The following is a 25,025-nucleotide window of genomic DNA, read 5'->3' on the forward strand; positions in this document are numbered from 1 at the left end:
CACAAATAAAGCAAAAAAACCAAATATCATAATTTATCTGTTAATTTAGACAATTGTTAGCGGGCAGGGCGTTGCTAATACTTGAGCCTTACCGCGTACATCCGTCGGGATGATGCGCGACTGGTTGAAATACGTTTTAACCTGATAAAAAGGCAAATAACAATGACAATCTCCTCTGTATTACGTACCAAAGATAAAATAGGTTATGGCCTCGGCGATATGGCCAGCGCGCTGGTCTGGCAAACGGCAACGTTATTTCTCGCTTATTTCTATACGGACGTATTCGGTTTGCCTGCGGCCATTATGGGCACCATGTTTTTAGTGGTGCGCGTGGTCGATGCGTTTGTCGACCCGTGCATTGGCGCGCTGGTGGACCGCACTCAGACCCGCCACGGTCGTTTTCGTCCCTGGCTGCTCTGGTTTGCCATTCCGTTTGGCGTGAGCTGCCTGATTACCTTCTACGTACCTGATGCCGGGGCGACGGCGAAAATTGTCTATGCCTGCGTAACCTATGCCATCCTGAGTCTGATCTATTCCGCGATTAACGTCCCTTACTGTGCCATGCCTGGCGCGCTGACGCTCGACCCGCGCGAACGCCACTCGCTGCAATCCTGGCGCTTTGGCCTGTCGTTTATCGGCGGGTTGATTGTAACCGTCATCGCGCTGCCGCTGGTCTCATTATTAGGCCAGGGGAATGTGCAAAAAGGCTATTTCTATGCCATGAGCCTGATGGGGCTGCTGGGTATTGTTTTATTCTTCTGCTGCTTCTTTATGACCCGGGAGCGTTACTCGCCGCGCAATGACACCTCCGGCTCGATGCTGACGGATTTAAAACTGCTGGCCGCCAATAGCCAGTGGCGAATTGTTTTTCTGTTTAATATTTTACTGTTAACCGCCGTCGTGACGCGTGGCTCTGCGACCATGTATTACGTTAACTATGTTCTGTTACGTCCGGAACTGGTTTTTGCCTTTATTGTTTCCGGCATGGTGGCCTCCTTAAGCGGCGCATTATTATCTGAACGCCTGCTGGGCAAATTTGACCGGGTGCGTGCCTATCAGTGGACCATTATTTCTTTCGTTATTTTTGGCGCGCTGATTTTCTTCATTCCGCCTTCACAGGTGTGGCTGATATTCGGTCTGAATATTGTGTTTAGTTTTATTCAGAACCTGACCACGCCGCTGCAATGGACCATGTTCTCCGATGTGGTGGACTACGAAGAACACCGTAGCGGCCGCCGCCTTGACGGGCTGGTCTTTTCTACCGCCCTGTTTGCCATCAAGTTTGGGCTGGCGCTGGGCGGGGCGGTGGTCGGTTGGGTGCTTGGCATGGTGGATTACGCGCCGGGTCAGGCAAACCAGGCGCCTCACGTTCTCGCAACCATCAATGCCCTGTTCACCCTGATCCCCTGCGCGCTGTTCCTCTGCATGGTGGCTCTCCTTGCCATCTACAAACTTAACAGCCGACTGGTGGACAGCATCGCCCGCGAGCTGGCCAGCAAACGCGATAGTCGAAACGATACGGGGCAGCTCAGCCCGGCAACCCAATCCGCACTACAGGAGTAAACCATGACTGCGATCTACAAGGACGCGGGACGTTCCGTACACGAGCGTGTCGCTGATTTACTGGCGCGTATGACGCCGGAAGAGAAATTTGCCCAGATGCACGCGTACTGGCTGATCCTTGATGAACACGGCAACCACCGCGAGCGCAGCGATCTGAGCGATGAATTCGCCGGCGTGAGTGAACAGGCGTCCCTCAGCGAAAGGCTGAAGCTGGGCGTCGGGCAGATCACCCGCCCGCTCGGCACGCACATTGTTGATGCAAAAACCGGCGTGCGTGCCGCCAACCGCCTGCAACGCATGATGATGGAGGAGACCCGGCTCGGCATTCCGGCGCTGTTTCATGAAGAGTGTCTGGTAGGGCTGCTGTGCAAAGATGCAACGCTGTTCCCGTCGTCGCTGAACTACGGTTCTACCTGGGACCCGGCGCTGGTGCAGCGGGCGGCGGAGCAGATTGGCAAAGAGGCCCGATCCGTCGGGTGCCAGCAGGGACTGGCCCCGGTGCTGGATGTCTCGCGCGATGTGCGCTGGGGACGGACGGAAGAGACCTTTGGGGAAGATCCGTGGCTGGTAGGGGTGATGGCGACGGCGTACGTGAAGGGGTTGCAGGGCGATAAGCGCGATCTGCTGGCGACCCTGAAACATTACGTCGGCCACTCCTTCAGCGAAGGGGCGCGCAATCATGCGCCGGTCCATCTCGGTTTCAGCGAGCTTAACGATACCTTCCTGCTGCCGTTTGAGATGGCGGTAAAGCTGGCCAACGCCGGTTCGGTGATGCCAGCCTATCACGACATTGATAATCAGCCAGGGCACAGCGACCATTTTCTGCTCACCACCGTGCTGCGTGAACAGTGGGGCTTCGACGGCATTATCGTGGCGGATTACGGCGGCGTCAGCCTGCTGCACCAGCACCACGGGATTTCTCACGATCCAGCGGAATCGGCGGCTCTGGCGTTTAACGCCGGGCTGGACGTGGAACTGCCGAAGGATGACTGCGCGCGTCATCTGGCTGAAGCGGTAGAGCGTGGGCTCATCTCAATGGCGAAAGTGGATGAGATTGTGGCGCGCGTGCTAAGTGAAAAATTCCGTCTCGGGCTGTTTGAAAAACCGTACGCCGACGAAGACGGTATCGATTTGCAGAATGAGGCGACCCGGCAGGTGGCGCGCGAGGTGGCAACAAAATCGATCACGCTGCTGGAAAATAACGGCATTTTGCCCCTCGGCGGAAAACCCCGTGTAGCGGTAGTGGGGCCGACGGCGGACGATCCACTGGCGTTACTGAGCGGCTACAGCTTCCCGGTTCACCTGATTATCAGCGATATGGTTGAAGAGACCTCGCAGGTGACTACCCCGCGCGCGGCGCTGGAACAGTACCTTGGCGCATCACAGATACGTTACGCCAAAGGGTGCCACATTATCGAAAAACGGATGGCGGGCGCACCGGTGTTCCCGGGCGACAGCGGCGGTAAGCCGATGCAGCAATCGCCGGTTTCACAACGCACGGATTTGATCCCCGACGCCGTGAGCGCGGCAAAAGAGAGTGACGTGGTGGTGGCCTGCGTGGGCGACCTCGCCGGGCTATTCCAGAGCGGCACCGTGGGGGAAGGTTCGGATACCGATTCGCTGGATCTGCCGGGCGTGCAGCAACAGCTGCTGGAGGCGCTGGTGGCAACTGGTAAGCCAGTGATTGTCGTCATGACGGGTGGGCGTCCTTATAACCTTCAGGGGCTGGAAGAGAAGGTGGCCGCGCTGATGATGGCCTGGGCGCCGGGGCAGGAAGGGGGCTGGGCGATTGCCGATGTCTTAACCGGCCGCGCGGAGCCGCAGGGCAGGCTGGTAGTGAGCGTGCCGAAAAACGCCGGGGCGATGCCGTACTACTATAACCACAAGCTGAAAAGCGGCGGCACGCCGTTTGCGTTCCATTTCGGCGCACTTTACCCGTTCGGTTACGGTCTCGGCTGGACGCAGTTTCGCTGGGGCGCGGCCCGCCTGACGGAAAGCCGCGTCCCGATCGACGGAGAGGTGGCGTTAAGCGTCGATATCACCAACACCGGCGAGCGCAGCGGCAGCGAAGTGGTACAGGTGTACGTACGCGATAAGGTCGCTACGCAGGTGCGTCCGCTTCAGGAGCTGAAAGCGTTCCAGCGCGTTACGCTTTCACCGGGAGAAACCGCCACGCTGACCTTTACCCTGCCGGTGGAGATGTTTAATTTCACCCGCCGGGACGGGAAGCGGATTGTCGAGCCAGGGGAATTTGAGCTACAGGTTGGCGCGTCCTCGGCGGATATACGCGAGGTGGTGAACGTGCTGGTAACCGGGGAGACGCGGGAGCTGGCGGGGGAATGGCGTATGCTCAGCCGCTGTGACATTACACGGGCGTAAAAAGGATAAAAAAAAGCCCATCGTGGGAGATGGGCAAAGACTACACACAGCAATTCGTTGTTTCACTCAGGGGATTTCCATGCTTATAAATCAAGGTGTTGATTTATAACCGTGTCTTAATAGTAGGCATGCCAGGATTTTGAGTCGATCGGATTCGTCTCAATAGTTAAAGGCAGGTAAAGATTTCTTGAAGAGAATGACGGTTTTAGGCAGAAAAAGGCGGGTCTGACCAGTGTGCAGAGAATAAATAGTTTAGCAACGTTTAAGTATTGCTGTGGAGAGTGTAGCCGGGTAAGCGTTAGCGCCACCCGGCCTACGTTCTTACTGCGCGTTCTTATCTTCCAGTTCTTCAAGTTCGCTTAAGATGACGTCAGGGTCGGTTCCCGGCGGCGGCACTTCATGCACCCAGGCGGAGAAGAGACGCCAGGTTACCGCAAGCAGCACCGGACCGATGAACAGGCCAATCATGCCGAAGGCAATTAACCCCCCGATCACCCCGGACAGGATCAGAATCAGCGGCAGGTCAGCGCCCATGCGGATGAGGAGGGGACGGATCACGTTATCCATGGTGCCCACCACGCAACTCCAGACCAGTAGCACCGTGCCCCAGGTCGTGTCCCCCGTCCAGTAAAGCCAGATAATGCAGGGAACCAGCACCAGCAGCGGACCGAGCTGAGCCAGACAGGTCATCAGCATGACGACGGTGAAAATGGTGGCATAAGGTACGCCGGAAATTGCCAGCCCGATTCCGCCAAGTACAGCCTGCACCAGCGCTGTGACCACCACGCCGAGCGCTACCGCGCGGACGGCCTGGGCTGCCAGCAGCACGGCCGCATCGCCGCGTTTACCTGCCAGTCGGGTGGCGAAATGACGTACCCCCAGCGCAACCTGCTCGCCGCGCCAGTACAGCAGGGCGCTGAAGACCAGCATCAACGTACAGTGCATCATGAAGCGACCAATGTGCGCAGCCTGCCCCACAAACCAGGTGGTGGTTGTGCCGATGTACGGACGTACTTTGGCCATCAGCGCGCTACCGCCCATCTCCAGCAGGCTGTGCCAGCCGCTGTACAGTTTTGCGCCCACAACAGGAATGCTGTTCAGCCACGCGAGATCCGGCAGTGTCATATCACCGCTGGTGACCGCGCGAATAACCGGGCCGCTACTGTCAACCAGGCTGTTAACCAGCAGTGCAATGGGAATAATAAACAGCAGGAACAACAGCAGCGTCATCACCAGCACGGCCAGGCCGCGGCGACCAAACAGCAGTTTCTGCAAACGTAAGAGTAAAGGCCAGGTTGCGACGACCACGGTCGCGGCCCAGGCAAATCCGAGCACGAAAGGACGAACAATCCACAGACACGCAATAATCATAATGGCTAAGAACAGCACCGACAGCAGTATCTGCGCGACATCCCTGGGCTGACGAAGATTGACCATAAACGAAACTTTCCTTAAATGAACACCAGCAAGGCTGATGGGAATATAAACCGCATCTCTCTAATCATTAGTGATTTCAGCGATTTTTGACAGGCGGATTTTGCCCGTAATTCTACGAAGCACATAAGAAAAAAATGTGATAAAACTTTCCAGACACAACGCAAACGATTTCACACTATTCTCATTAGGGTCGACAGCAATGATCCCACAGATTTCTCAGGCACCGGGCGTCGTTCAGCTGGTGCTTAATTTTTTGCAGGCACTGGAGCAACAGGGTTTTACAGGTGACACCGCCACCGATTATGCCGACAGGCTGACGATGGCGACCGATAATAGTATTTACCAGCTTCTTCCCGATGCCGTCGTTTTCCCGCGCTCTACCGCCGATGTGGCGCTCATCGCCCGTCTGGCGTCGCAGGAGCGTTTCAGCACCCTGGTCTTTACCCCACGCGGCGGCGGGACGGGTACCAACGGGCAGGCGCTGAACCAGGGCATCATCATTGATATGTCCCGCTATATGAACCGCATCATTGAGATCAACCCGGAAGAGGGGTGGGTGCGAGTGGAAGCGGGAGTGATCAAAGATCAGCTGAATCAGTTTTTGAAACCTTACGGCTATTTTTTTGCGCCAGAGCTTTCCACCAGTAACCGCGCGACCATTGGCGGGATGATCAACACCGATGCCTCGGGGCAGGGCTCGCTGGTCTACGGCAAAACCTCCGATCACGTTATGGGTGTGCGGGCGGTGCTGCTGGGGGGCGATATCCTCGATACCCAACCGATGCCGATCGAGCTGGCCGAAACGCTGGCAAAAGAGAGCACCACCAGCGGACGGATTTATCGTACCGTGCTGGAGCGCTGCCGCGAAAATCGCGAACTGATCCTCAACAAATTCCCGAAGCTTAACCGCTTCCTGACGGGCTACGATCTGCGCCATGTCTTTAATGACGATCTGAGCCAGTTCGATCTTACCCGCGTACTGACCGGGTCAGAAGGGACGCTGGCCTTCATCACCGAAGCGCGTCTGGAGATCACCCGGTTGCCAAAGGTGCGCCGTCTGGTGAATGTCAAATACAACTCCTTTGACTCCGCGCTGCGTAATGCACCGTTTATGGTGGAGGCGCGGGCGCTGTCGGTGGAAACCGTCGATTCAAAAGTTCTGAACCTGGCCCGGGAAGATATCGTCTGGCATTCGGTGAGCGAACTGATTACTGACGTGCCGGATAAAGAGATGCTCGGCCTGAACATCGTCGAGTTCGCCGGGGATGACGCAGAGCTGATTGAGAGCCAGGTAAGCACGCTCTGCCAGCGTCTGGACGAGCTGATTGCCCAGGGGGAAGGCGGCGTCATTGGCTGGCAGCTGTGTAACGATCTCTCCGGCATCGAGCGAATCTACGCGATGCGTAAAAAAGCGGTGGGGCTGCTCGGCAACGCGAAAGGGGCGGCGAAGCCGATTCCGTTTGCGGAAGATACCTGCGTGCCGCCGGAACACCTTGCTGATTATATTGTGGAGTTTCGCGCGCTGCTCGACAGCCATGGTCTGAGCTATGGCATGTTCGGGCACGTGGACGCGGGTGTGCTGCACGTGCGCCCGGCGCTGGACATGTGCGACCCGCAGCAGGAGATCCTGATGAAGGAGATCTCCGACGAGGTCGTGGCCCTCACGGCCAAATACGGCGGCTTGTTATGGGGCGAGCACGGCAAAGGATTCCGCGCCGAGTACAGCCCGGCGTTTTTTGGCGAACAACTTTACGCCGAGCTGCGTAAGGTGAAAGCCGCTTTTGATCCCGATAACCGCCTTAACCCGGGAAAAATCTGCCCGCCGGAGGGCATCGATGCGCCGATGTTGCAGGTGGACGCCGTCAAGCGCGGCACCTATGACCGACAAATTCCGATTGCGGTACGCGCTTCCTGGCGCGGCGCGATGGAGTGCAACGGCAACGGGCTGTGCTTCAACTTCGATGTGAAAAGCCCGATGTGTCCGTCGATGAAAATCACCAGCAACCGCATTCATTCCCCGAAAGGGCGTGCCACGCTGGTGCGCGAATGGCTGCGCCTGCTGGCCGACCGCGGCGTTGACCCGCTCAAGCTGGAACAGGAGCTGCCGGAAAAACGCGCCAGCCTGCGCGGGCTTATCGAACGCACCCGCAACAGCTGGCATGCGAACAAAGGTGAATACGATTTCTCGCATGAGGTGAAAGAGGCGATGTCCGGCTGCCTGGCGTGCAAGGCGTGTTCAACCCAGTGCCCGATTAAAATTGACGTACCGGAATTCCGTTCCCGCTTCCTCCAGCTGTACCACACGCGTTATCTGCGCCCGATGCGCGATCATCTGGTGGCGACGGTGGAGAGTTACGCGCCGCTGATGGCCCGTGCGCCAAAAACCTTTAACTTCTTTATCAACCAGCCGCTGGTGCGCAAACTGTCAGAAAAACATATCGGCATGGTGGATCTGCCGCTGCTGTCGGTGCCATCGCTCCAGCGTCGGCTGGTGGGGCACCGCTCGGCGAACATGACCCTGGAACAACTGGAAGCATTAAGCCCTGAGCAGAAAGCGAAGGTGGTGCTGGTGGTGCAGGATCCGTTTACCAGCTATTACGATGCCCAGGTGGTGGCCGATTTTGTCCGACTGGCCGAAAAAATCGGCTACCAGCCGGTGGTGCTGCCGTTCTCGCCGAACGGCAAGGCGCAGCACATAAAAGGTTTCCTCACCCGCTTTGCGAAAACCGCGCAGAAAACTTCAGATTTTCTGAATCGCGTGGCGCAGCTCGGTATGCCGATGGTGGGCGTCGATCCGGCGCTGGTGCTCTGTTACCGGGATGAATATAAGCAGACGCTCGGCGATAAGCGCGGTGATTTTCAGGTCTTACTGGTGCACGAGTGGCTGCCTGCGGTGCTGACGCAAACGCCCACTCAGGAGGTGAGTGGAGAAGCCTGGTATCTGTTTGGGCACTGCACCGAAGTGACGGCGCTGCCGACGGCGCCTGCCCAGTGGGCTTCTATCTTTGCCCGGTTTGGCGCGAAGCTGGAAAGCGTTAACGTGGGCTGCTGCGGTATGGCCGGAACCTACGGCCATGAAGTCAAAAACCACGCTAATTCGCTCGGCATTTACGAGCTGTCGTGGCATCAGGCGATGCAGCGCCTGCCACGCAACCGCTGTCTGGCGACGGGCTACTCCTGCCGCAGCCAGGTGAAACGGGTGGAAGGTAACGGCGTCCGCCATCCATTGCAGGCTTTACTGGAGATTATCGGATGATCTGGAAACGTGCGTTCACCCTTGAGGCCTTAAATGCCATGGGCGCGGAGAACATGGTTGGTTTGCTGGACATCCAGTTCACGCGCATTGGCGACAACGAACTGGAAGCGACGATGCCGGTAGACAGCCGTACTCATCAACCGTTTGGCCTGTTGCACGGCGGCGCGTCCGTCGTGCTGGCCGAAACGCTGGGGTCGGTGGCGGGCTACCTGTGTACGGAAGGAGAGCAGAAGGTGGTGGGTCTGGAGGTCAATGCCAACCACATCCGCTCCGTTCGCAGCGGGCGCGTGCGCGGCGTCTGCCGGGCGCTGCATGCCGGAAGCCGTCATCAGGTGTGGCAGATTGATATTCTGGACGAGCAGGATCGCCTGTGTTGTTCATCAAGGCTGACGACAGCCGTTGTGTAAAGTTTCCAGATGTCTTGCTTTTGGTCAAAAATTAGCCGCCTGATTGTGATATACTGGTCACGTTTTGAACATAAGCGAGGACATCATGGATACTGAAATAACCCCAACACAGCTGGCAATTGAATATTTACGTCGCGATAAAAGCAATCTGTCTCCCGCGCAGTACCTGAAAAAGCTGAAACAGCTTGAGCTGGAATTTACGGATTTGCTGGCGCTCTCTTCAAACGAACTGAAAGAAGAGATCTACTTTGCCTGGCGGTTGGGCGTTCACGTCCATTAAGCAGTGAAGAAAAGGCCGCAAGCGCGGCCTTTTTTGTGTCTGACATTCAGTATCTGGCAGGCAGTTTGTTAATTTTAATCAGCCGGCCTTCTTCCATTTCGATGAACCCACCCGTTTTCAGATCAGCCAGGATCCGCATTACGCCACTGCGGGAAAGATGGGTTTTATCCCTGATATACCTTTCCGCCGTCACGCCGCGTCGGTAGCTGTCATCTTCCTGCATCAGCAGCACGAGCTGCTGGCGAATCATCTCGTACGCGGTTGGCGCGCCTTTCGGCATGACGTTGTGATAGAGGCGGTTATAGACAAACATCAGATGATTAGAAAGCAGCCCCCACAGCGCCTTCTCTTTGATAATTTGAGCCACCCGATCGGTCGTGAGCACACCAATCAGGCAAGGCGTTACCGTTCGGAGGTAGTCATTAAAATAAATGTCCGTCAGGTTAGCGAGGCCAAACAGGGAGGGACTGCGCGCCGTTGAAAGCATCATGTCGTCGCTTCTTCTGTATATGGCGACCGTGCCATCAAGAATTAAATAACACATGCTCTGCCCGTCAACCTGGAGATCAAGTTGCTCGCCGGGATCGGTTTTATGCGTGGCGCAGTGCGGCTGTAAATCAGAAATCAGTTCCTGAGCATAGGGAGAGCCGCGATGCGATGGTTTGTCAGAAGACATAGCGTTAACCTGGAAAGAGACTGTACTCTCTATAGTGTCGCTCTTCTTTTTCACCTTCTCCAGAGATAAATACAGCCTCAGTACTTACGGGGTAAATGATGGATCTCAACTAATACGCCACGCTCCATGGTGATGTATTTCCCCGTCCGCAACTCCGCGAGGATCCGCATAATGCCGCTGCGTGAAAGATAGGTGCGGCTTTTGATATAGGCTGCGGCGGTAATGTTTTGTCTTATGGCTTCCGGCTCCTGCATTAACTCAACCAGTTGAAAGCGGATAATGTCATAAGCCGACATTTGCGATATCTGGGCGCAATGTTCGTAGACGCGCGATGCGGTGTAGATCAGCAGGTTTGAGAAGTGCTCCCATAAATTCTGTTGTGCGACAACATGATTGAAACACGCCAGCGAAACGCTGGCCACCTCTGAAGTTTCCAGCGCTCTGACGTACAGGTGTTCAGACGATAACTGGCTGCTCACGCCGAGTATAAATGGCGCGGATTCAGAATTTAAGACGATACCGTCCCCGCGACGGTGTAACGCCACGCTGCCATGCAACAGTAAAAAGCATTGACGGGTATCGCCGGAGCAATAATGGATAATTTCTCCTCTGGCAATAATGCCTCTCTCCGCATGCGGCAAAACATTATCGATTATTTTTTCAATGTGCTTAAAAGGCTTAGCGCCGAGCACTGTTGACTTATCAATTTCTGACACAGGCGCGAACCGGGTATTCATGTGAGACCTCACTGTCTGATGCGATCATTTTTTAATCAACATAAGGAATTATCTTAAAAACCAGCAGGTCAGGGAATATTTGCGGCAAGTCTAATTATAGACTCACCTGTTTTTAAGTGTTAATTAATTGAAAATGAAACCTTTTTTATTCAGGTCTAAAAGTAGACTGCGGCTATTATTCTTAAGGTATTTCCACGTGTATATGTTTTGTAATTGTTAAAAGAGGATCCACAGCTAGACCTCAAAATTGATTGTATGCGCAAAAAGAGTTGTATAAATTTTGACTCGTCGGAGGGGTTTTATTTCTTTAACTGAATATCGGTAATAACTAGAGTAATACGGGATATAAAATTATGAATAAAAAATTGATGATGGCAATGTTAGCGGCAGGTTCTGTACTCACCATGACCAATGCATTCGCAGCGGCCGGTACCGTTAATTTTAACGGAAATATTCTGGATTCTGCCTGCGACGTTGATGTGGCATCCCAGAATCAGGTGGTGGTATTAGGCGATTATTACAAAACGGAATTCCCGACAACCGGGGCGAGAACGGCTGCGACGCAATTTAATATTATTTTGAAAAACTGTCCGGTAACGGTCACCAATGCAAAAGTCCGTTTTGACGGTACGCCGGATCTAACCAACGCCAGCCTGCTGGCGATTGATACGTCCGTGGCGGGGGCGGCCACCGGGGTGGCGATTAACCTGATGACGGCAGATAAAGCCGATCTGCCGCTGCACGGCAGCAACAGCTATACCTATGCACTCAGCAGTACGGCTGATAATACGCTGAACTTCTACGCGCAGTATATCGCCACCGCGGCATCCGTGACCGCGGGCCCGGCTAACTCGGTCGCAAACTTCTCTGTGGTATACAACTAAGTCATTGCAGTAATCAGCAGGGGCCCGCCCGGCCCCTTGTTTTATGAGGTATTAAAATGCGTTTTATCACGACAATGGGCCTGGCTATGGCGCTGTTACCGCTGACGTTAACATCCGTCAGTGCAGGAGTAATTATTGGCGGCACCCGTATTATTTTCGATGGGGCTAAAAAAGAGGCGTCAATAGGTATTACTAATCCTGATAACGTTCCTTATTTAATCCAGTCGTGGATAGATGTTCAGGATGAACAATCGGGTAAAGCGCCTTTTATTATTACGCCACCACTGTATCGGCTGGACGGCGGGCAAAAAAACCTTGAGCGTATTGTCATGACCGGCTCGCTGCCACAGAGGCAGGAGAGTTTATTCTGGCTGAACATTAAAGCTATTCCGTCAGCCTCAAAGCAGATGAACTCGCTACAAATTGCCGTCAAAACGCGCATCAAATTAATTTATCGACCAGAGACTCTTCGTGCATCTACCCCCGAGGAGCAAGCCAATAAATTAACCTGGCATCGTGCGGGGAATTCCCTTCAGGTTAATAACCCTACGCCGTACGTTATCAATTTCAATGAAATTACGTTGGGTGATAAGAAACTTGACGATGTCACGTACGTGATGCCTTCAGGCTCAGCCCGTTTTCCGTTACCGAACGGAACCAGTGGCAATACGCTGACGTTTAAAGTCATTAACGATTATGGCAGCCCTGGCGAATTACACCGGGCCAGTTTGTGATCCTTACGCGTTTATCAGGTGTTCGTCATGACAACGGCATTGAATACAATGCAGCCTGCGCGCCTGGCAATATTTATTGCCCTCGCGCTTGCTGGTGTCTCTCCCACACTGTATGCCAGTGAGACGTTTAATACGGAACTGGTAGAGCTGGATAATCCCGGAATGGGAAAAGCGGATTTATCTGCCTTTGAATCCGGCTCGCAGGCGCCCGGGACTTACCACGTTGATATTATTCTTGACGATCGGCTGCTGGAAACGCGAGATATTCGTTTTATGGCAGTGAAGGATGCTAACGGCAGTGAAACGTTGCAGCCGTGCCTGAGTATCGGGCAGTTAAAAGCGTGGGGCGTGAAAACGGCCCTTTTCCCGCAGCTCGCCGCCGGGGAAGGTGAATGCGCCGATCTCAGGGCGATCCCACAGGCCAGCGCGGATTTCCAGTTTGGCGCCCAGCGTCTGGCGATTAGCATTCCACAGGCGGCTATAGACCTGCCAGCGAGAGGTTACGTTCCGCCGGATATGTGGGATGAAGGCATTACCGCGGCCATGCTCAACTACAGCCTGAGCGGGGCAAACAGCCGGGCAAGAAGCGGGGCAGGCACCCGCAGCGACAGCCAGTATGCAAACCTGCGGCCGGGGATCAACGTCGGTCCCTGGCGGTTACGCAACTACACCACCTGGTCCCGCGATGCGTCCGGCCAGGATAAGTGGGACAACGTTTATACCTGGATGCAGCGCGCGATTAATCCCCTGCAAGCCCAGCTTACGCTCGGAGACAGTTCCGCGCCTGCCGATGTCTTTGACAGCATGCCGTTTCGCGGCGTCCAGCTGGCGTCTGACGACGATATGCTGCCGGATTCCCTGAAAGGCTATGCGCCGGTGGTGCGCGGTATTGCGCGAACTAACGCGCAGGTCGTGGTGCGTCAGAATGGCTATCAAATCTACCAAAGCTATGTGGCGCCGGGCGCGTTTGAGATCGCGGATATGTATCCCACCGGCGGCGCGGGCGATCTTGATGTCACGATCGTCGAAGCTGATGGTAGGGAGCAACATTTCACCCTGCCGTATGCTTCGCTGCCGGTCCTGCAACGGGAGGGGCGCCTGAAATATGCCCTTACCGCCGGGCAGTATCGCTCGTATAACCGTAGCGTGGAGAAAACCCCCTTCGGGCAATTGACCGGAATTTACGGCCTCCCTCACGGTATTACGCTCTATGGCGGCGTCCAGGGGGCAGATAAGTACCAGTCGGCGGCTCTGGGGGTGGGCAAGAATATGGGCGATCTCGGGGCGATATCCGCAGACGTCACTCAGGGCTGGTCAACGCCGGAGCATGCCGCGAAAACAAACGGTCAGTCGTGGCGGGCCCGATACAGCAAGAATTTTATCAATACCGGGACCAACTTTTCGATTGCCGGGTATCGCTACTCGACCCGCGGCTATTACGGCATGCAGGACGTCCTCGATTCGTACGGCGACAGCAGCGCGCTTCAGGACAGGCGACGTAACCGTGCCGAGCTGACGATGAGCCAGACGCTGGGGGACAACCTGGGCGCGCTTACCCTCACTGCGGCGCGGGAAGATTACTGGAATGACGGTAAGTCGATGGCTTCGTGGAGCGTCGGCTATAGCAACTACTGGCACAACATCAGCTATGGCCTGACATGGACCTACAGCAAAAATGTCCGCTCAGCGTCAGAAACCCGCGACAGACAAAAAAACGCTAACCACGACCAGCTTCTGGCGTTCAACGTCAGCATTCCGCTGGATAAATTTTTGCCGCAGACATGGGCTAACTATGGCATGAACGCCAGCGGGAATAACGGGACGACGCATAACGTCGGCCTGAACGGGGTAGCGCTCGAGAACCGTGCCCTGAGCTGGAACGTACAGCAGGGATACGGCACAGAGGGCGTGGGCTATACCGGCAATGTTAACGCGGACTACAAAGCCGCCTATGGCGAAGTCACGGCAGGTTATGGTTATGACAAAAACAGTGAACGCCTGAATTACGGGCTGCAAGGCGGCATTCTCGCCCATGCTGATGGCATCACGCTTTCCCAGCCGCTGGGGGAGACCAGCGTCTTAATCAAAGCCCCTGGCGCCCACGACGTGGATATCCGCAATCAGCCCGGTGTACGGACAGATTTTCGCGGATATACGGTCGTGAGCAACCTTTCTGTCTACCGGAAAAACGATCTCACCCTCGACCCGGAAACGATGCCGGACGATGTCGAGCTGGAGATCAACACCCGCACGGTGACGCCGACGCGGGGAGCGGTGGTGAGAGCCGATTATCTGCCGAAGTCAGGTCGCCGGGTGCTGATGACCTTGACCGACAACGACCGCGCCGTTCCGTTTGGGGCGGTGGTCACCCTTGTGGGTGATGACAGCGGCAGTTTTATTGTCGGCGATCGCGGTCAGGTCTATTTAACCGGGATGCGCGAGCAGGGAACGTTAGTCGCTACATGGGGAAGTCAATCCAGTCAGCGATGCCGCGCTGATTTCACGCTGCCGAATCACTCAACGTACGGTGGGATCGCTGATATGCGCGCCACCTGCCGTCAGGAACGCTAACATGAAATGTCTTAACGCGATGCTGCTGCTCTGTTTGCTCGCGGCGGCAAATATGGCTCGTGCCGGTACCTGCACCACCATCACCCCGCAGCTTTCCACCCTGTCCGTGGGGACGATCAACGTGCAGCGCGATGCGCCTGTCGGCACGGTGGTATTTTCTGGCGCGGCGTCAGCCACAGGCTCCTATCTTACCGGGTGTACTAATCCGCTGATGCTGGGATTTAGCCTGCGCTACAACGGCGCCACGTTGAGCAGCTACGGCAACCATGTTTACAACACGAACGTCAGCGGGATAGGGATACGCTTTTCTTCCAACGGCTATTTTGAAAACCCGAGCAATACGTTCTCGTACAATGCGCAGACCTCCTATGTGGACTGGTACGGCGGGAGGATTGAGCTGGTGGTGACGGGGCCGGTCTCATCGGGGGCATTAACCCCCGGGACGATCGGTGTCGTGACGCTTCAGGGAAGCGATGGCCTCTACCGTGACGGTCTGACCACGCAGCTCACCTCCGGCACCATCAATGCGCTGGCGTGCACGGTGAATACGGCCCAGCTGACGTTTCCGATAGGGGATATTCCCGCCTCGGCGTTCGGCTCCACGGTGGGCACCACGCCCGCGGGAGCACAGAACACGCAAAACCTGGGCCTGACCTGCGCCGCCGGAACCAATATTACGGTCTCGCTCAGTGGAATACAGAACCCGGACAGCGCCAATACCAGCGTGATGGCCTTAACCGGGCAGGGAAATGCCGGCACTGCGAAAGGGGTGGGGGTGCAGCTTATCTATAACGGTGCACCGCTGGTGATGAACAGCCGACTATTCTTGCGGCAGTCTGCCGGGGGGCAAGAGACGTTGCCATTAACGGCCCGGTATTACCAGACGTTAACCCGCGTGGAGTCAGGTTCAGCGAATGCCTCCGCCACCCTTAATTTGACCTACCAGTAGCAGGTAAGAAGATGAAAATAAGATGCAGGACACTGCTTTTACTTGCCTTACTCAGCGGGAAGGTATGCTCCGCTGATAGCGTCAACATCGGTGTGACGGGAAATATCGTTGCGTCGCCGTGCATATTTAATGGCGGCAGTAACAGCCTTGATGTCAACCTGGGCAATATTCAGGCAACCAATATGGCGACGCCGGGCTCAACATCGGATCCGGTGCCTTTCAGTCTGCTGTTTACCCAGTGCCCAACGGGAACGCAGAGTGTGACCGTCGCTTTCACCGGCAGCCCCGATCCCGAGGCGGGTGCGGACTATTTTATGAACAGCGGTTCGGCCACGCATGTGGCGATAGCCATGCGCGATGCCCTAACCGGCGCGCTTAAAGGAACAGGCACCAGTATGACCCAGACCATTGCCGCGGACAGAACCGCGACATTGGCTATGCTGGCCACGGTAAAATCCATGACGGGCGGCGCCACGCCGGGAAGCATCAGCGCGGTTGTGGTAATGACGATGCAGTACAACTGAATGCCGGTGATAAGCCTTTTTTAAAGACGTTGGTGTGAACTATGTTAAATATTTTGATTCAGGAAACGGATCTGTTTTTTCAGGCTGGTCTACAGAGCTTTTTCGACGATTTTTTTAAGCATAACTTTCATCGCTCCATTACATTTCACCTGGCGCTGACCAATGAAAACGTCAGCCAGGCCGATATTATTGTTCTTTCATTATGTCAGGGGGAAACGCTGACCTGTTTTCCGGAGTTACTGGCCCGGCAAAAAGGCATTGTGATAGGTCTCGTTGACGATGAGCTGCGCTTTTCGGCGCTGCCTTCCTGCTTTCAGGACATCATTTTTCTCCCGCGCCGGGCGTCGCTTGATCGTATAAGCGGCGTTCTGTTTATTGCGTGGTTCGCAACGCAATTACCAGGTTACACGTTGAATAAAAAGACCTGTTTCGACTGCCAGCATAAAGGGTTATCCCGGCAACAGATTCGTATTATGGTCAATTTTTACCGGGGGCTGTCGGTGGTGCAGACCGCAAACGCGTTGCAGATGAGCGAAAAAACGGTCTTTACCCATAAATATATGATGATGCAGAAATTTAATCTGCGAAGCGATTACGAGCTGATCGTACTGTTGAGAAGGCTGATGGAGAAAAAGAGCCGTCCGAACCTGCTTCGCGATTACCTGGAAAATAATTATGCACAACAGATAACGTAAAACGGCAGCGGATAGCGGGCCGGGCAGCGATAGCCGCCACCCGGCAATGCATTTAAACGTTAACCGCAGCGATCAACCGCGTCTTCATGGTCTGGTACGCGGAAGCCGCAAAATCCTCCGCCCAGCGCTGGTCCTCGATCGCCTCCAGCTGCACGGCGCAATATTTCGTTTCCGGCGTTCTGGAGATCGGGTCGAGATTATCCTGCGTCAGCTCATTACAGGCGCCAATCCACCACTGGTAGGTCATATAGATTGCTCCCGCATTGATGCGCTCGCTGATGCTGGCGCGGGTGATCACTTTACCCCGGCGTGAACGCACCCAGACCAGCTGGCCTTCGGCAATCCCCCGTTCATCCGCATCGGCCGGGTTCATTTGCACCCGGCCCGGCTCGTCGGCCAGGCTTTGCAGCGCCGCGCAGTTCCCGGTCATTGAGCGACAGGAGTAGTGACCCACTTCGCGCACCGTGCACAGTACCAGCGGGTAATCCGCATCCGGTGTCTCCGCCGGGGCGCGCCAGGGGGCGGCAAATAGCTGTCCTTTGCCAGTAGGGGTGTCGAACTGATTATCCTTGTACAGGTAGGGGGTGCCGGGATGATCGAGGGATGGGCAAGGCCACTGCACATGGCCCATCTCGCCCATTTTTTCGTAGGTCACGCCGTAGAAGAGGGGGCACAGCTCGCGCATTTCGTCCCAGATCTGCTGGTTATCCTCGTAATGCATGGGATAGCCCATCTCCGTGGCCAGCAGGCTGATGATCTCCCAGTCGCGCTTCACGTTGCCGCTGGCCTCAATGGCTTTGCCGAAACGCTGGAAGCCGCGATCGGCACAGGTGAACACGCCGGCGTGTTCTCCCCATGAGGTGGCAGGGAGCAGCACGTCAGCCACCTCTGCCGTTTTGGTCATAAAGATGTCCTGAACCACCACAAAATCGAGCGCCTCAAAGCCGCGGCGGACCAGTCCCAGATCGGCTTCTGTCTGAAGCGGATCTTCCCCCATGATGTAATACGCTTTAATCTTTCCTTCCAGCGCGAGATGTGGCACTTCGGTGATACGCGTCCCGACGCGATCGTCCATCCGGTTGACATTGATTTTCCACGCATCGGCAAATTTCAGTCTGACCGCCGGGTCAGTGACGTCCTGGTAGCCGGGGAACATATTGGGCAGAACGCCCATATCGCAGGCACCCTGAACGTTATTTTGCCCGCGAACCGGACCCACGCCGACGGCAGGGCGGCCCAGGTTGCCGGTCAGCAGCGCCAGGCTGGAGAGACCTTTCACCACATCGACCGCCTGACCAAACTGCGTGACGCCCATCCCCCACATCACCGTTGCTGAAGGCGCCGCTGCGAACATGCGCATTGCCTGACGAACATCCCGCGCGCGGATCCCCGTCAGATGTTCAACCTGCTCGGGTGCGTAATCTTTTACCGTCAGCCGGTACGCCTCAAGCCCTTCGGTAAAGCGGGCAACGTAGTTTTTGTCGTACAGTTCCTCTTCCAGCAGGACATAGCCAAAGGCATTGACCAGCGCCATGTTACTGCCATTTTTTAGCTGAAGATGAAGATCGGCAATGCGTGCCGTTTCAATATGACGCGGATCGCAGACGATGATTTTAGCGCCATTTTCACGTGCTTTAAGCACGCGTCGGGCGACGATGGGGTGAGAGTCGGCGCAGTTATAGCCGAATACCAGCAGGCATTTTGAGTTTTCAATATCATTAATGGAATTGCTCATGGCGCCGTTGCCGAGGGTCTCCTGTAAACCGGCAACGGACGGACCGTGACAGACGCGGGCGCAGCAGTCGACGTTGTTAGTATTCAGCACCGCACGGGCAAATTTTTGCATCACATAGTTGGTCTCATTGCCCGTTCCCCGTGAGGAACCCGTGGTCATAATGGACCGAGGGCCATACTGTTCTTTGATGCTTTTAAGCCTGTGAGCGGTATAGCGAATGGCCTCTTCCCAGGTAACAGGGGTAAAGGCCTCGCCTTTGCTGTAGCGGATCATGGGCTGCGTCAGACGGGGGGTAAGCAGCCGTGTGTCGTTAAGAAAGTCCCAGCCGTAGAACCCTTTCAGGCAAAGCGTGCCCTGATTGGTTACGCCATCAGCGGCTTCGGCACGGATAATCCGGTTATTTTTAACGACGAGGTTTAGTTTGCAGCCTGCACCGCAGTAGGGGCAGACGCTGGCGATTTTTTTCATCAATAACAGACCTGTTAAGAAATGAAGCAATGTTTACTGGAAAGCCCAGTCCCTTAGCGGACTAAGCAGGATCCATGCCACATTCAGCGTTCTTGATTAACAGGGCGTTAAAGGAGAGAGGGTGTGTCATCGTCAGTCTGTTCGTCAGAATTGACGATGACACGCTATCCGTAGGGATGGGGGAGGCGTTAAAGATCGTCCATGGTGTAACCGACGACAATTTCCAGCGTCTTGCGGATCACATCCGCCTTAACGACATCGTCGGTGGATTCCAGCGCCTGGATTAGCCAGAGAATGATCGCTTTGTTGGTCAAATGACCTTCGGAAGCGAGAACACAACGAACCGCAGTCGAAAAAATGGCAGACTCTTCAGCAAAGCGATCGCCTGCGTGACGGAAATACTCCGACAACGCGCTATCTAAAAAGGCCGAGTGGTATTCGGGTTGAAGCTGAATATTTTGTCTCATTTGTTCTCACCGTAGCTGTAAAGTTGTAGTCAATGTATCTTTTTAGGATCGGACGGTTTTCCATTTCCAAATAACGGCACTACATTGTCTCGGTTATTTTTGAGAGATCCCTCTCTCTGTATTCGTCCTTGTGCGGTTCTGCGACCTTTAAAAGCGAGCGTACCAGAGCTGATTTCAGCTATCACTCGCGCTAATGTCTCCCGCCGCTGGGGATCCGTTTCATATGCTTGCATGTTACGCAGACGCTGAACCAATCCCTCGGTCGTCACGGGACCGCGCTCCTTCAAAAGTGAAAGAGCGGCTTCTCCAATAAGCTGGTCGATCAGTCTGTCCGCATCACTGCTGTTCATGACATTAACGTTCGAAGAGCAGGCCAAGAAGCATGTGATAATGATGTTCCTCTTCCGGGCCATTGGCCTTTTCAAGGCGACTCAACAGTTTTGTGCAGAGCGATTTGCGATTCAGATTTCGCCCGTCGCTAAGAATTTCAACAACAACCTGACCCAATGTTTCCTGTTGGGTTGGAAGCGCGGCTTTTTCGAAATACTGCGCAATCGCTGTTGCCGAGTCTGCGAGGTGTCCGTTCTGCTGCATGTTTCGCTCCTGTAAATTTTCGTAATCAGTAACGTTACATTTAAGGTATACATAATTTTCAAATCTGTACATTTAAAATGTACAATTTTTTAAAGATTTTATTATATATTTTATAAAATCATTATTTATCAAGTGCTTATTCTTATACGATTTACTGCGGGATTCACAAGATATATTGTACAATCCGAAGCGGCGTTGCAGAGTTGTACAAGCCCGTAAATGACGCAAAAAAGCCGTGTAAATCGTTGAGATGTAAATTATTTGTTGGGCAATTAATGTGCTATAACAGAGTTCTCCCCACGTGTTTTCGTGGTCACCCCCTCAATCTTCAGGATTAGCATGCTCACAACCATCATTTACCGCAGTCATATCTGCGAGGACGTTCCAGTTAAAGCGCTGGAAGACATGATCGCTGCTGCAAATTGTAGAAATCGCCAGTTCGATGTTACGGGGATTTTGCTGTTTAACGGCACACACTTTTTTCAGTTACTTGAAGGGCCCGCTGATAACGTTAAGGAGATCTATGAGCTCATCTGCCGTGACCCACGGCATCACAACGTGGTCGAATTATTAAGCGATCACGGGCCTTCAAGACGTTTTGGCAACGTGGGTATGGAGCTCTTTGACCTTCGTCAGTACGATACCGACGAAGTGCTGCAACAGGTTCTTGATAAAGGCACAACCCGCTATCAGCTGACCTATAACGATCGCGCCCTGCAATTTTTCCGCACCTTCGTTGAGTCTACTGAAAAAGCCAACTACTTTGAGCTGCCTCCGGCTGACGCCTGGGAATTTGTCACCGAAAACACGCCGTTATCCACCCAGCCGACGGTAGTGGCAAAGGGCGCGGACTGTAGTTTTGCGTTTCAACCTATTGTCGATCCGTTTATGCAGCAGGTGGTTTCCTGGGAAGCCCTGATCCGCACGCCGTCCGGAGAGTCGCCGGAAAGCTATTTTGCCAACCTGTCGCGTGAGGCACTGTACGAATCGGATCTGAAGAGTAAGCAGGTGGCTTTGTCGATGGCCAGCGCGCTGGGCCTACAGACTCAAACGTTGTCCATCAATCTGCTGCCGATGACGCTGGTCAATGTTCCTGGCGCCGTCGATTTTTTACTGACGGCAATTGAGGCGAACGGTTTTGTGCCGGAGCAAATTGTGGTCGAGTTCACCGAGAGCGAGGCGATCTCGCGCTTTGAAGAGTTCACCAGCGCGGTCAGACAGCTTAAAAGCGCCGGGATCAGCGTGGCCATCGATCACTTTGGCGCGGGATTCGCCGGTCTGCAACTGCTGGCCCAGTTCCAGCCGGACAGAATCAAGATCAGCCGTGATTTGATTGCCAACGTACACAAGAGCGGCCCGCGTCAGGCTATTATTCAGGCGATCATTAAATGCTGTGCGTCTCTGGAAATTCTGTTCTGTGCGGTAGGCGTAGAGCTGGCTGAAGAGTGGATGTGGCTGGAATCTGCCGGGGTTTCTCAGTTCCAGGGACACCTTTTCGCCAGCCCGCGTCTGGGGGGCGTTCCGGCGATTGCCTGGCCTGATAAAAAGTACGATTTATAAAAACCTGTACGTAACTGTTAAGAGTAACCTGTACGTACGGCGAAATTTATACAACAATACATTAACGAGTGAGTGGTTCATTGAGCCATTCACTTGTCTCAGAACGAGGAGTTAGTTATACAAATGATTTGTACAATCTGATAAGGTTGGTTTGGTTAGGTATGGAAGTAATGTGCGTGAGGGAGTTAATGGCCTATTACAGTATCGGCGAAGTGGCCGAACGATGCGGTATCAACCCCGTTACGCTGCGTGCCTGGCAGCGCCGTTATGGATTGTTGAAGCCGCAGCGAAGCGAAGGGGGTCATCGTCAGTTTGACGATGAAGATATCCTGCGTATCGAAGAGATCAAGCGCCTGATGAAAACGGGTGTTTCGGTCGGTAAAGTAAAAGCGCTTCTTGAAAATACAGAAGTGATGACTCAGGGTAACTGGGCATCGTTTCAGGAAGAGATGTTAACCGTTCTGCGCTATGCCAGCCCGGCAAAACTGCGTGCCAAAATCGGCGAATTCCGCCGTGACCATGCGATGGATGTTCTGATAGATAACATCATCACCCCTGTACGTCAGCGAATGAACCAGGACCAGAATACGGTGCGCCACATGGCGAGCCTGCTGGACGGTGTCCTGATTGAGTTTGCTGTTGCAAGCCTGGGTGAGTCGCGAAAAAAAGCAGGTAAGGATGCGCTGCTGATTGGGTGGGAGTGCGACGACCGTACGCATTTGTGGCTGGAAGCGGCCCGTCTTGCCTACAAAGGCTGGCATATCGACGTGCTGGCTGAGCCGATTGACTCTCCACGTCCTGAACTCTTCCCCGGGCAAAAAATCTTCGTCTGGACCGGTAAAGCGCCTACGCCTCGTCAACAGGAGCAGCTCGACCACTGGCGTGAACAGGGTTTCGCCGTTTCGTTCCATCACTGATGTTAAGGGGTCCGTCAGGGCCTTTTTGTCTTTTCGAGTCAGCTTTCTTATTGGAAGATAGCTATCTCAAAAATAGGTATTTCCAATACAATTTTTATCATTGCCCGTCATCTTACCGCCTTTCTTATGAAATGCATTATTTATCAATGCATTGAACAAATCTAACCATCCCATCCGCATCCCGTCACAGGGTCTATGCTTAATGAAAGTAGCCAAAAAGGGCGGTTTAGCCCAAAGCCCCTGCTCGTAGGGGGTTGAAGTGATAATCGTTATCACTAACATGGTGTTATGCCCTGGTGGCTTATCAGATGAGGTGGACCTATGGAACTGCATTCAGAAACCTTCAATCCGGCCGATTTTGCCTGGCGTGGCTTAACGCTGACGCCCGCGGCGGCGGCGCATATTCATGAGCTGGTGGCAAAAAATCCCGACATCCTCGGCGTACGCTTAGGCGTTAAGCAGACTGGCTGCGCGGGATTTGGCTACGTGCTGGATACCGTAACCGAACCTGAAAAGGACGATCTGGTCTTTGAAACCGACGGTGCAAAGTTATACGTCGCGCTACAGGCGATGCCGTTTATCGATGGAACCGAAGTCGACTACGTTCGGGAAGGTTTAAACCAGTTATTCAAATTTCATAACCCGAAAGCCCAGAACGAATGCGGCTGCGGCGAAAGCTTTGGGGTATAGGCGGTACTATGTCTCGTAATACTGAAGCAACGAGTGATGTAAACACCTGGAGCGGCGGACACCTCAACTATAAAGAGGGTTTCTTTACGCAGCTGCAAACCGATGAGCTGGCGAAAGGCATCAACGAAGAGGTCGTGCGCGCCATTTCGGCGAAACGTAACGAGCCGGAGTGGATGCTGGAGTTTCGCCTGAGCGCATTCCGCGCGTGGCTGGAGATGGAAGAACCCCACTGGCTGAAAGCGCATTACGATAAGCTGAACTATCAGGATTATAGCTACTACTCTGCGCCCTCCTGCGGCAGCTGTGATGACACCTGCGCCTCGCAACCCGGTGCCGTTCAGCAAACCGGCGCGGAGAACAGCTTCCTTAGTAAAGAGGTGGAAGAGGCGTTTAATCAGCTCGGCGTGCCCGTGCGCGAAGGCAAAGAGGTGGCGGTAGACGCCATTTTTGACTCCGTCTCGGTGGCAACCACCTACCGTGAAAAACTGGCGGAGCAGGGGATCATTTTCTGTTCCTTTGGTGAAGCCATTCACGATCACCCCGAGCTGGTGAAAAAGTATATTGGTACCGTGGTGCCGAGTAACGATAACTTCTTCGCGGCACTGAATGCGGCGGTGGCGTCAGACGGTACTTTTATCTACGTGCCGAAAGGCGTGCGCTGCCCGATGGAGCTCTCGACCTATTTCCGCATCAACGCGGAAAAAACCGGCCAGTTTGAACGCACCATCCTGGTGGCCGATGAAGGCAGCTACGTTAGCTACATTGAAGGGTGCTCCGCTCCTGTGCGTGACAGCTACCAGCTGCACGCGGCGGTGGTGGAGGTGATCATCCATAAAGATGCGGAAGTGAAGTACTCTACGGTACAGAACTGGTTCCCGGGCGACGGCAACACCGGTGGTATTCTGAACTTCGTCACCAAACGCGCGCTGTGCGAAGGCGAAAACAGCAAAATGTCCTGGACACAGTCAGAAACCGGCTCCGCCATTACCTGGAAATACCCGAGCTGTATTCTGCGCGGCGACAACTCCATCGGTGAGTTTTACTCCGTGGCGCTTACCAGCGGTCATCAGCAGGCCGATACCGGCACCAAGATGATCCACATCGGTAAAAACACCAAATCGACCATCATCTCCAAAGGGATCTCTGCCGGTCACAGCCAGAACAGCTATCGCGGGCTGGTGAAAATCATGCCGACGGCAACCAACGCGCGTAACTTCACCCAGTGTGACTCCATGCTGATTGGCGCGGACTGCGGGGCGCATACCTTCCCGTATGTCGAATGCCGCAATAACAGCGCCCAGCTTGAGCATGAGGCAACTACGTCACGTATTGGTGAAGATCAGCTTTTCTACTGCCTGCAACGCGGGATCAGTGAAGAAGATGCGATTTCAATGATCGTTAACGGCTTCTGTAAGGACGTGTTCTCTGAACTGCCGCTGGAATTTGCCGTTGAAGCCCAGAAACTCCTCGCCATTAGTCTTGAACACAGCGTCGGTTAAGGA

General features: G+C 54.5%; 22 protein-coding genes and 1 other RNA gene. 15 read left to right on the forward strand and 8 right to left on the reverse strand.

The genetic code is table 11. The features are described from left to right. Window positions 1-162 precede the first annotated feature (162 nt). Window positions 163-1,563, forward strand: coding sequence for an MFS transporter (locus INF61_RS04780; RefSeq protein ID WP_032648070.1), 1,401 nt, complete (start codon window positions 163-165; stop codon window positions 1,561-1,563). Window positions 1,564-1,566: 3 nt separating this feature from the next. Continuing rightward, window positions 1,567-3,942, forward strand: coding sequence for a glycoside hydrolase family 3 N-terminal domain-containing protein (locus INF61_RS04785; RefSeq protein ID WP_032670984.1), 2,376 nt, complete (start codon window positions 1,567-1,569; stop codon window positions 3,940-3,942). A gap of 5 nt (window positions 3,943-3,947) precedes the next feature. Here INF61_RS04785 and rprA read toward each other — a convergent pair. Next, an RNA gene (gene rprA / locus INF61_RS04790) (antisense sRNA RprA) lies at window positions 3,948-4,055 on the reverse strand. 208 nt (window positions 4,056-4,263) lie between these two features. Then, window positions 4,264-5,379, reverse strand: a complete 1,116-nt coding sequence (gene ydiK, locus INF61_RS04795; RefSeq protein WP_015570721.1) for an AI-2E family transporter YdiK — start codon at window positions 5,377-5,379, stop codon at window positions 4,264-4,266. A gap of 199 nt (window positions 5,380-5,578) precedes the next feature. Here ydiK and INF61_RS04800 point away from each other — a divergent pair, with 199 nt between their 5' ends. The 3 genes from INF61_RS04800 to INF61_RS04810 all read left to right on the forward strand — a co-directional run bounded on the left by INF61_RS04800 (window position 5,579) and on the right by INF61_RS04810 (window position 9,322). Next, window positions 5,579-8,635 (forward strand): FAD-binding and (Fe-S)-binding domain-containing protein, encoded by a 3,057-nt coding sequence (locus INF61_RS04800; protein WP_193547558.1) that lies wholly within the window; start codon window positions 5,579-5,581, stop codon window positions 8,633-8,635. Beyond that, window positions 8,632-9,042, forward strand: coding sequence for a 1,4-dihydroxy-2-naphthoyl-CoA hydrolase (menI, locus tag INF61_RS04805; protein WP_047726921.1), 411 nt, complete (start codon window positions 8,632-8,634; stop codon window positions 9,040-9,042). Before INF61_RS04800 ends, menI begins: the two co-directional genes overlap by 4 nt. An 85-nt stretch (window positions 9,043-9,127) precedes the next feature. Next, on the forward strand, window positions 9,128-9,322 hold the full coding sequence (locus INF61_RS04810) for a YdiH family protein (RefSeq protein WP_003857766.1): 195 nt from the start codon (window positions 9,128-9,130) through the stop codon (window positions 9,320-9,322). Between the two features lie 46 nt (window positions 9,323-9,368). Here the strand turns inward: INF61_RS04810 and INF61_RS04815 are convergent, their stop codons facing one another. Both INF61_RS04815 and INF61_RS04820 read right to left on the reverse strand, forming a co-directional pair. Then, window positions 9,369-9,998, reverse strand: a complete 630-nt coding sequence (locus tag INF61_RS04815; protein ID WP_193547559.1) for a helix-turn-helix domain-containing protein — start codon at window positions 9,996-9,998, stop codon at window positions 9,369-9,371. A 77-nt stretch (window positions 9,999-10,075) separates the two neighbouring features. After that, on the reverse strand, window positions 10,076-10,735 hold the full coding sequence (locus INF61_RS04820) for a winged helix-turn-helix transcriptional regulator (RefSeq protein WP_032670986.1): 660 nt from the start codon (window positions 10,733-10,735) through the stop codon (window positions 10,076-10,078). Between the two features lie 353 nt (window positions 10,736-11,088). Here INF61_RS04820 and INF61_RS04825 point away from each other — a divergent pair, with 353 nt between their 5' ends. The 6 genes from INF61_RS04825 to INF61_RS04850 are packed head-to-tail and all read left to right on the forward strand — an operon-like array spanning window position 11,089 to window position 17,092. After that, window positions 11,089-11,619, forward strand: coding sequence for a fimbrial protein (locus INF61_RS04825; RefSeq protein WP_032670987.1), 531 nt, complete (start codon window positions 11,089-11,091; stop codon window positions 11,617-11,619). Between the two features lie 56 nt (window positions 11,620-11,675). Continuing rightward, window positions 11,676-12,353: a molecular chaperone gene (locus tag INF61_RS04830; RefSeq protein ID WP_063135072.1), complete on the forward strand. Its 678-nt coding sequence runs from the start codon at window positions 11,676-11,678 to the stop codon at window positions 12,351-12,353. A gap of 27 nt (window positions 12,354-12,380) precedes the next feature. After that, a complete protein-coding gene (locus INF61_RS04835; protein WP_193547560.1) occupies window positions 12,381-14,924 on the forward strand; it encodes a fimbria/pilus outer membrane usher protein in 2,544 nt (847 codons plus the stop codon). A 1-nt stretch (window position 14,925) separates the two neighbouring features. Then, entirely contained in the window at window positions 14,926-15,873 is a 948-nt protein-coding gene (locus INF61_RS04840; protein WP_023296361.1) for a fimbrial protein, read from the forward strand. Window positions 15,874-15,884: 11 nt separating this feature from the next. Continuing rightward, the gene (locus tag INF61_RS04845) at window positions 15,885-16,397 is read left to right on the forward strand and encodes a fimbrial protein (protein ID WP_193360789.1); all 513 of its coding nucleotides are present in this window, start codon (window positions 15,885-15,887) and stop codon (window positions 16,395-16,397) included. Window positions 16,398-16,438: 41 nt separating this feature from the next. Then, window positions 16,439-17,092 carry a LuxR C-terminal-related transcriptional regulator gene (locus tag INF61_RS04850; protein WP_193547561.1) on the forward strand — a complete coding sequence of 218 codons (654 nt, stop codon included), beginning with the start codon at window positions 16,439-16,441 and terminating at the stop codon, window positions 17,090-17,092. A gap of 52 nt (window positions 17,093-17,144) precedes the next feature. Here the strand turns inward: INF61_RS04850 and fdhF are convergent, their stop codons facing one another. The 4 genes from fdhF to ycgZ all read right to left on the reverse strand — a co-directional run bounded on the left by fdhF (window position 17,145) and on the right by ycgZ (window position 20,356). After that, entirely contained in the window at window positions 17,145-19,295 is a 2,151-nt protein-coding gene (fdhF, locus tag INF61_RS04855; RefSeq protein ID WP_023303541.1) for a formate dehydrogenase subunit alpha, read from the reverse strand. 188 nt (window positions 19,296-19,483) lie between these two features. Next, window positions 19,484-19,762 (reverse strand): biofilm/acid-resistance regulator YmgB/AriR, encoded by a 279-nt coding sequence (locus tag INF61_RS04860; protein ID WP_032653318.1) that lies wholly within the window; start codon window positions 19,760-19,762, stop codon window positions 19,484-19,486. A gap of 29 nt (window positions 19,763-19,791) precedes the next feature. Further along, window positions 19,792-20,112 (reverse strand): hypothetical protein, encoded by a 321-nt coding sequence (locus INF61_RS04865; RefSeq protein WP_045892962.1) that lies wholly within the window; start codon window positions 20,110-20,112, stop codon window positions 19,792-19,794. 4 nt (window positions 20,113-20,116) lie between these two features. Then, window positions 20,117-20,356, reverse strand: coding sequence for a regulatory protein YcgZ (ycgZ, locus tag INF61_RS04870; RefSeq protein ID WP_017384632.1), 240 nt, complete (start codon window positions 20,354-20,356; stop codon window positions 20,117-20,119). Window positions 20,357-20,695: 339 nt separating this feature from the next. On the opposite strand from ycgZ, the gene INF61_RS04875 reads away from it, so the two are divergent. The 4 genes from INF61_RS04875 (at window position 20,696) to sufB (ending at window position 25,022) form a co-directional block, all read left to right on the forward strand. Continuing rightward, entirely contained in the window at window positions 20,696-21,916 is a 1,221-nt protein-coding gene (locus INF61_RS04875) for a diguanylate phosphodiesterase (RefSeq protein WP_193547562.1), read from the forward strand. A 188-nt stretch (window positions 21,917-22,104) separates the two neighbouring features. Next, on the forward strand, window positions 22,105-22,833 hold the full coding sequence (locus tag INF61_RS04880) for a MerR family transcriptional regulator (RefSeq protein ID WP_015570709.1): 729 nt from the start codon (window positions 22,105-22,107) through the stop codon (window positions 22,831-22,833). A 321-nt stretch (window positions 22,834-23,154) separates the two neighbouring features. After that, window positions 23,155-23,523 carry a Fe-S cluster assembly scaffold SufA gene (gene sufA / locus INF61_RS04885; protein WP_003857741.1) on the forward strand — a complete coding sequence of 123 codons (369 nt, stop codon included), beginning with the start codon at window positions 23,155-23,157 and terminating at the stop codon, window positions 23,521-23,523. Window positions 23,524-23,531: 8 nt separating this feature from the next. Further along, on the forward strand, window positions 23,532-25,022 hold the full coding sequence (sufB, locus tag INF61_RS04890) for a Fe-S cluster assembly protein SufB (RefSeq protein WP_003857739.1): 1,491 nt from the start codon (window positions 23,532-23,534) through the stop codon (window positions 25,020-25,022). The last annotated feature ends 3 nt before the right edge of the window (window positions 25,023-25,025 follow it).

This window comes from Enterobacter cloacae complex sp. P18RS (genome assembly GCF_014982105.1).
Taxonomy (GTDB): Bacteria; Pseudomonadota; Gammaproteobacteria; order Enterobacterales; family Enterobacteriaceae; genus Enterobacter; species Enterobacter hormaechei_C.

Coding starts and splice junctions, on each gene's coding strand:
- INF61_RS04780 (WP_032648070.1), top strand. CDS start 163: ATGACAATCTCCTCTGTATTACGTACCAAAGATAAAATAGGTTATGGC.
- INF61_RS04785 (WP_032670984.1), top strand. CDS start 1,567: ATGACTGCGATCTACAAGGACGCGGGACGTTCCGTACACGAGCGTGTC.
- ydiK (WP_015570721.1), bottom strand. CDS start 5,379: ATGGTCAATCTTCGTCAGCCCAGGGATGTCGCGCAGATACTGCTGTCG.
- INF61_RS04800 (WP_193547558.1), top strand. CDS start 5,579: ATGATCCCACAGATTTCTCAGGCACCGGGCGTCGTTCAGCTGGTGCTT.
- menI (WP_047726921.1), top strand. CDS start 8,632: ATGATCTGGAAACGTGCGTTCACCCTTGAGGCCTTAAATGCCATGGGC.
- INF61_RS04810 (WP_003857766.1), top strand. CDS start 9,128: ATGGATACTGAAATAACCCCAACACAGCTGGCAATTGAATATTTACGT.
- INF61_RS04815 (WP_193547559.1), bottom strand. CDS start 9,998: ATGTCTTCTGACAAACCATCGCATCGCGGCTCTCCCTATGCTCAGGAA.
- INF61_RS04820 (WP_032670986.1), bottom strand. CDS start 10,735: ATGAATACCCGGTTCGCGCCTGTGTCAGAAATTGATAAGTCAACAGTG.
- INF61_RS04825 (WP_032670987.1), top strand. CDS start 11,089: ATGAATAAAAAATTGATGATGGCAATGTTAGCGGCAGGTTCTGTACTC.
- INF61_RS04830 (WP_063135072.1), top strand. CDS start 11,676: ATGCGTTTTATCACGACAATGGGCCTGGCTATGGCGCTGTTACCGCTG.
- INF61_RS04835 (WP_193547560.1), top strand. CDS start 12,381: ATGACAACGGCATTGAATACAATGCAGCCTGCGCGCCTGGCAATATTT.
- INF61_RS04840 (WP_023296361.1), top strand. CDS start 14,926: ATGAAATGTCTTAACGCGATGCTGCTGCTCTGTTTGCTCGCGGCGGCA.
- INF61_RS04845 (WP_193360789.1), top strand. CDS start 15,885: ATGAAAATAAGATGCAGGACACTGCTTTTACTTGCCTTACTCAGCGGG.
- INF61_RS04850 (WP_193547561.1), top strand. CDS start 16,439: ATGTTAAATATTTTGATTCAGGAAACGGATCTGTTTTTTCAGGCTGGT.
- fdhF (WP_023303541.1), bottom strand. CDS start 19,295: ATGAAAAAAATCGCCAGCGTCTGCCCCTACTGCGGTGCAGGCTGCAAA.
- INF61_RS04860 (WP_032653318.1), bottom strand. CDS start 19,762: ATGAGACAAAATATTCAGCTTCAACCCGAATACCACTCGGCCTTTTTA.
- INF61_RS04865 (WP_045892962.1), bottom strand. CDS start 20,112: ATGAACAGCAGTGATGCGGACAGACTGATCGACCAGCTTATTGGAGAA.
- ycgZ (WP_017384632.1), bottom strand. CDS start 20,356: ATGCAGCAGAACGGACACCTCGCAGACTCGGCAACAGCGATTGCGCAG.
- INF61_RS04875 (WP_193547562.1), top strand. CDS start 20,696: ATGCTCACAACCATCATTTACCGCAGTCATATCTGCGAGGACGTTCCA.
- INF61_RS04880 (WP_015570709.1), top strand. CDS start 22,105: ATGGCCTATTACAGTATCGGCGAAGTGGCCGAACGATGCGGTATCAAC.
- sufA (WP_003857741.1), top strand. CDS start 23,155: ATGGAACTGCATTCAGAAACCTTCAATCCGGCCGATTTTGCCTGGCGT.
- sufB (WP_003857739.1), top strand. CDS start 23,532: ATGTCTCGTAATACTGAAGCAACGAGTGATGTAAACACCTGGAGCGGC.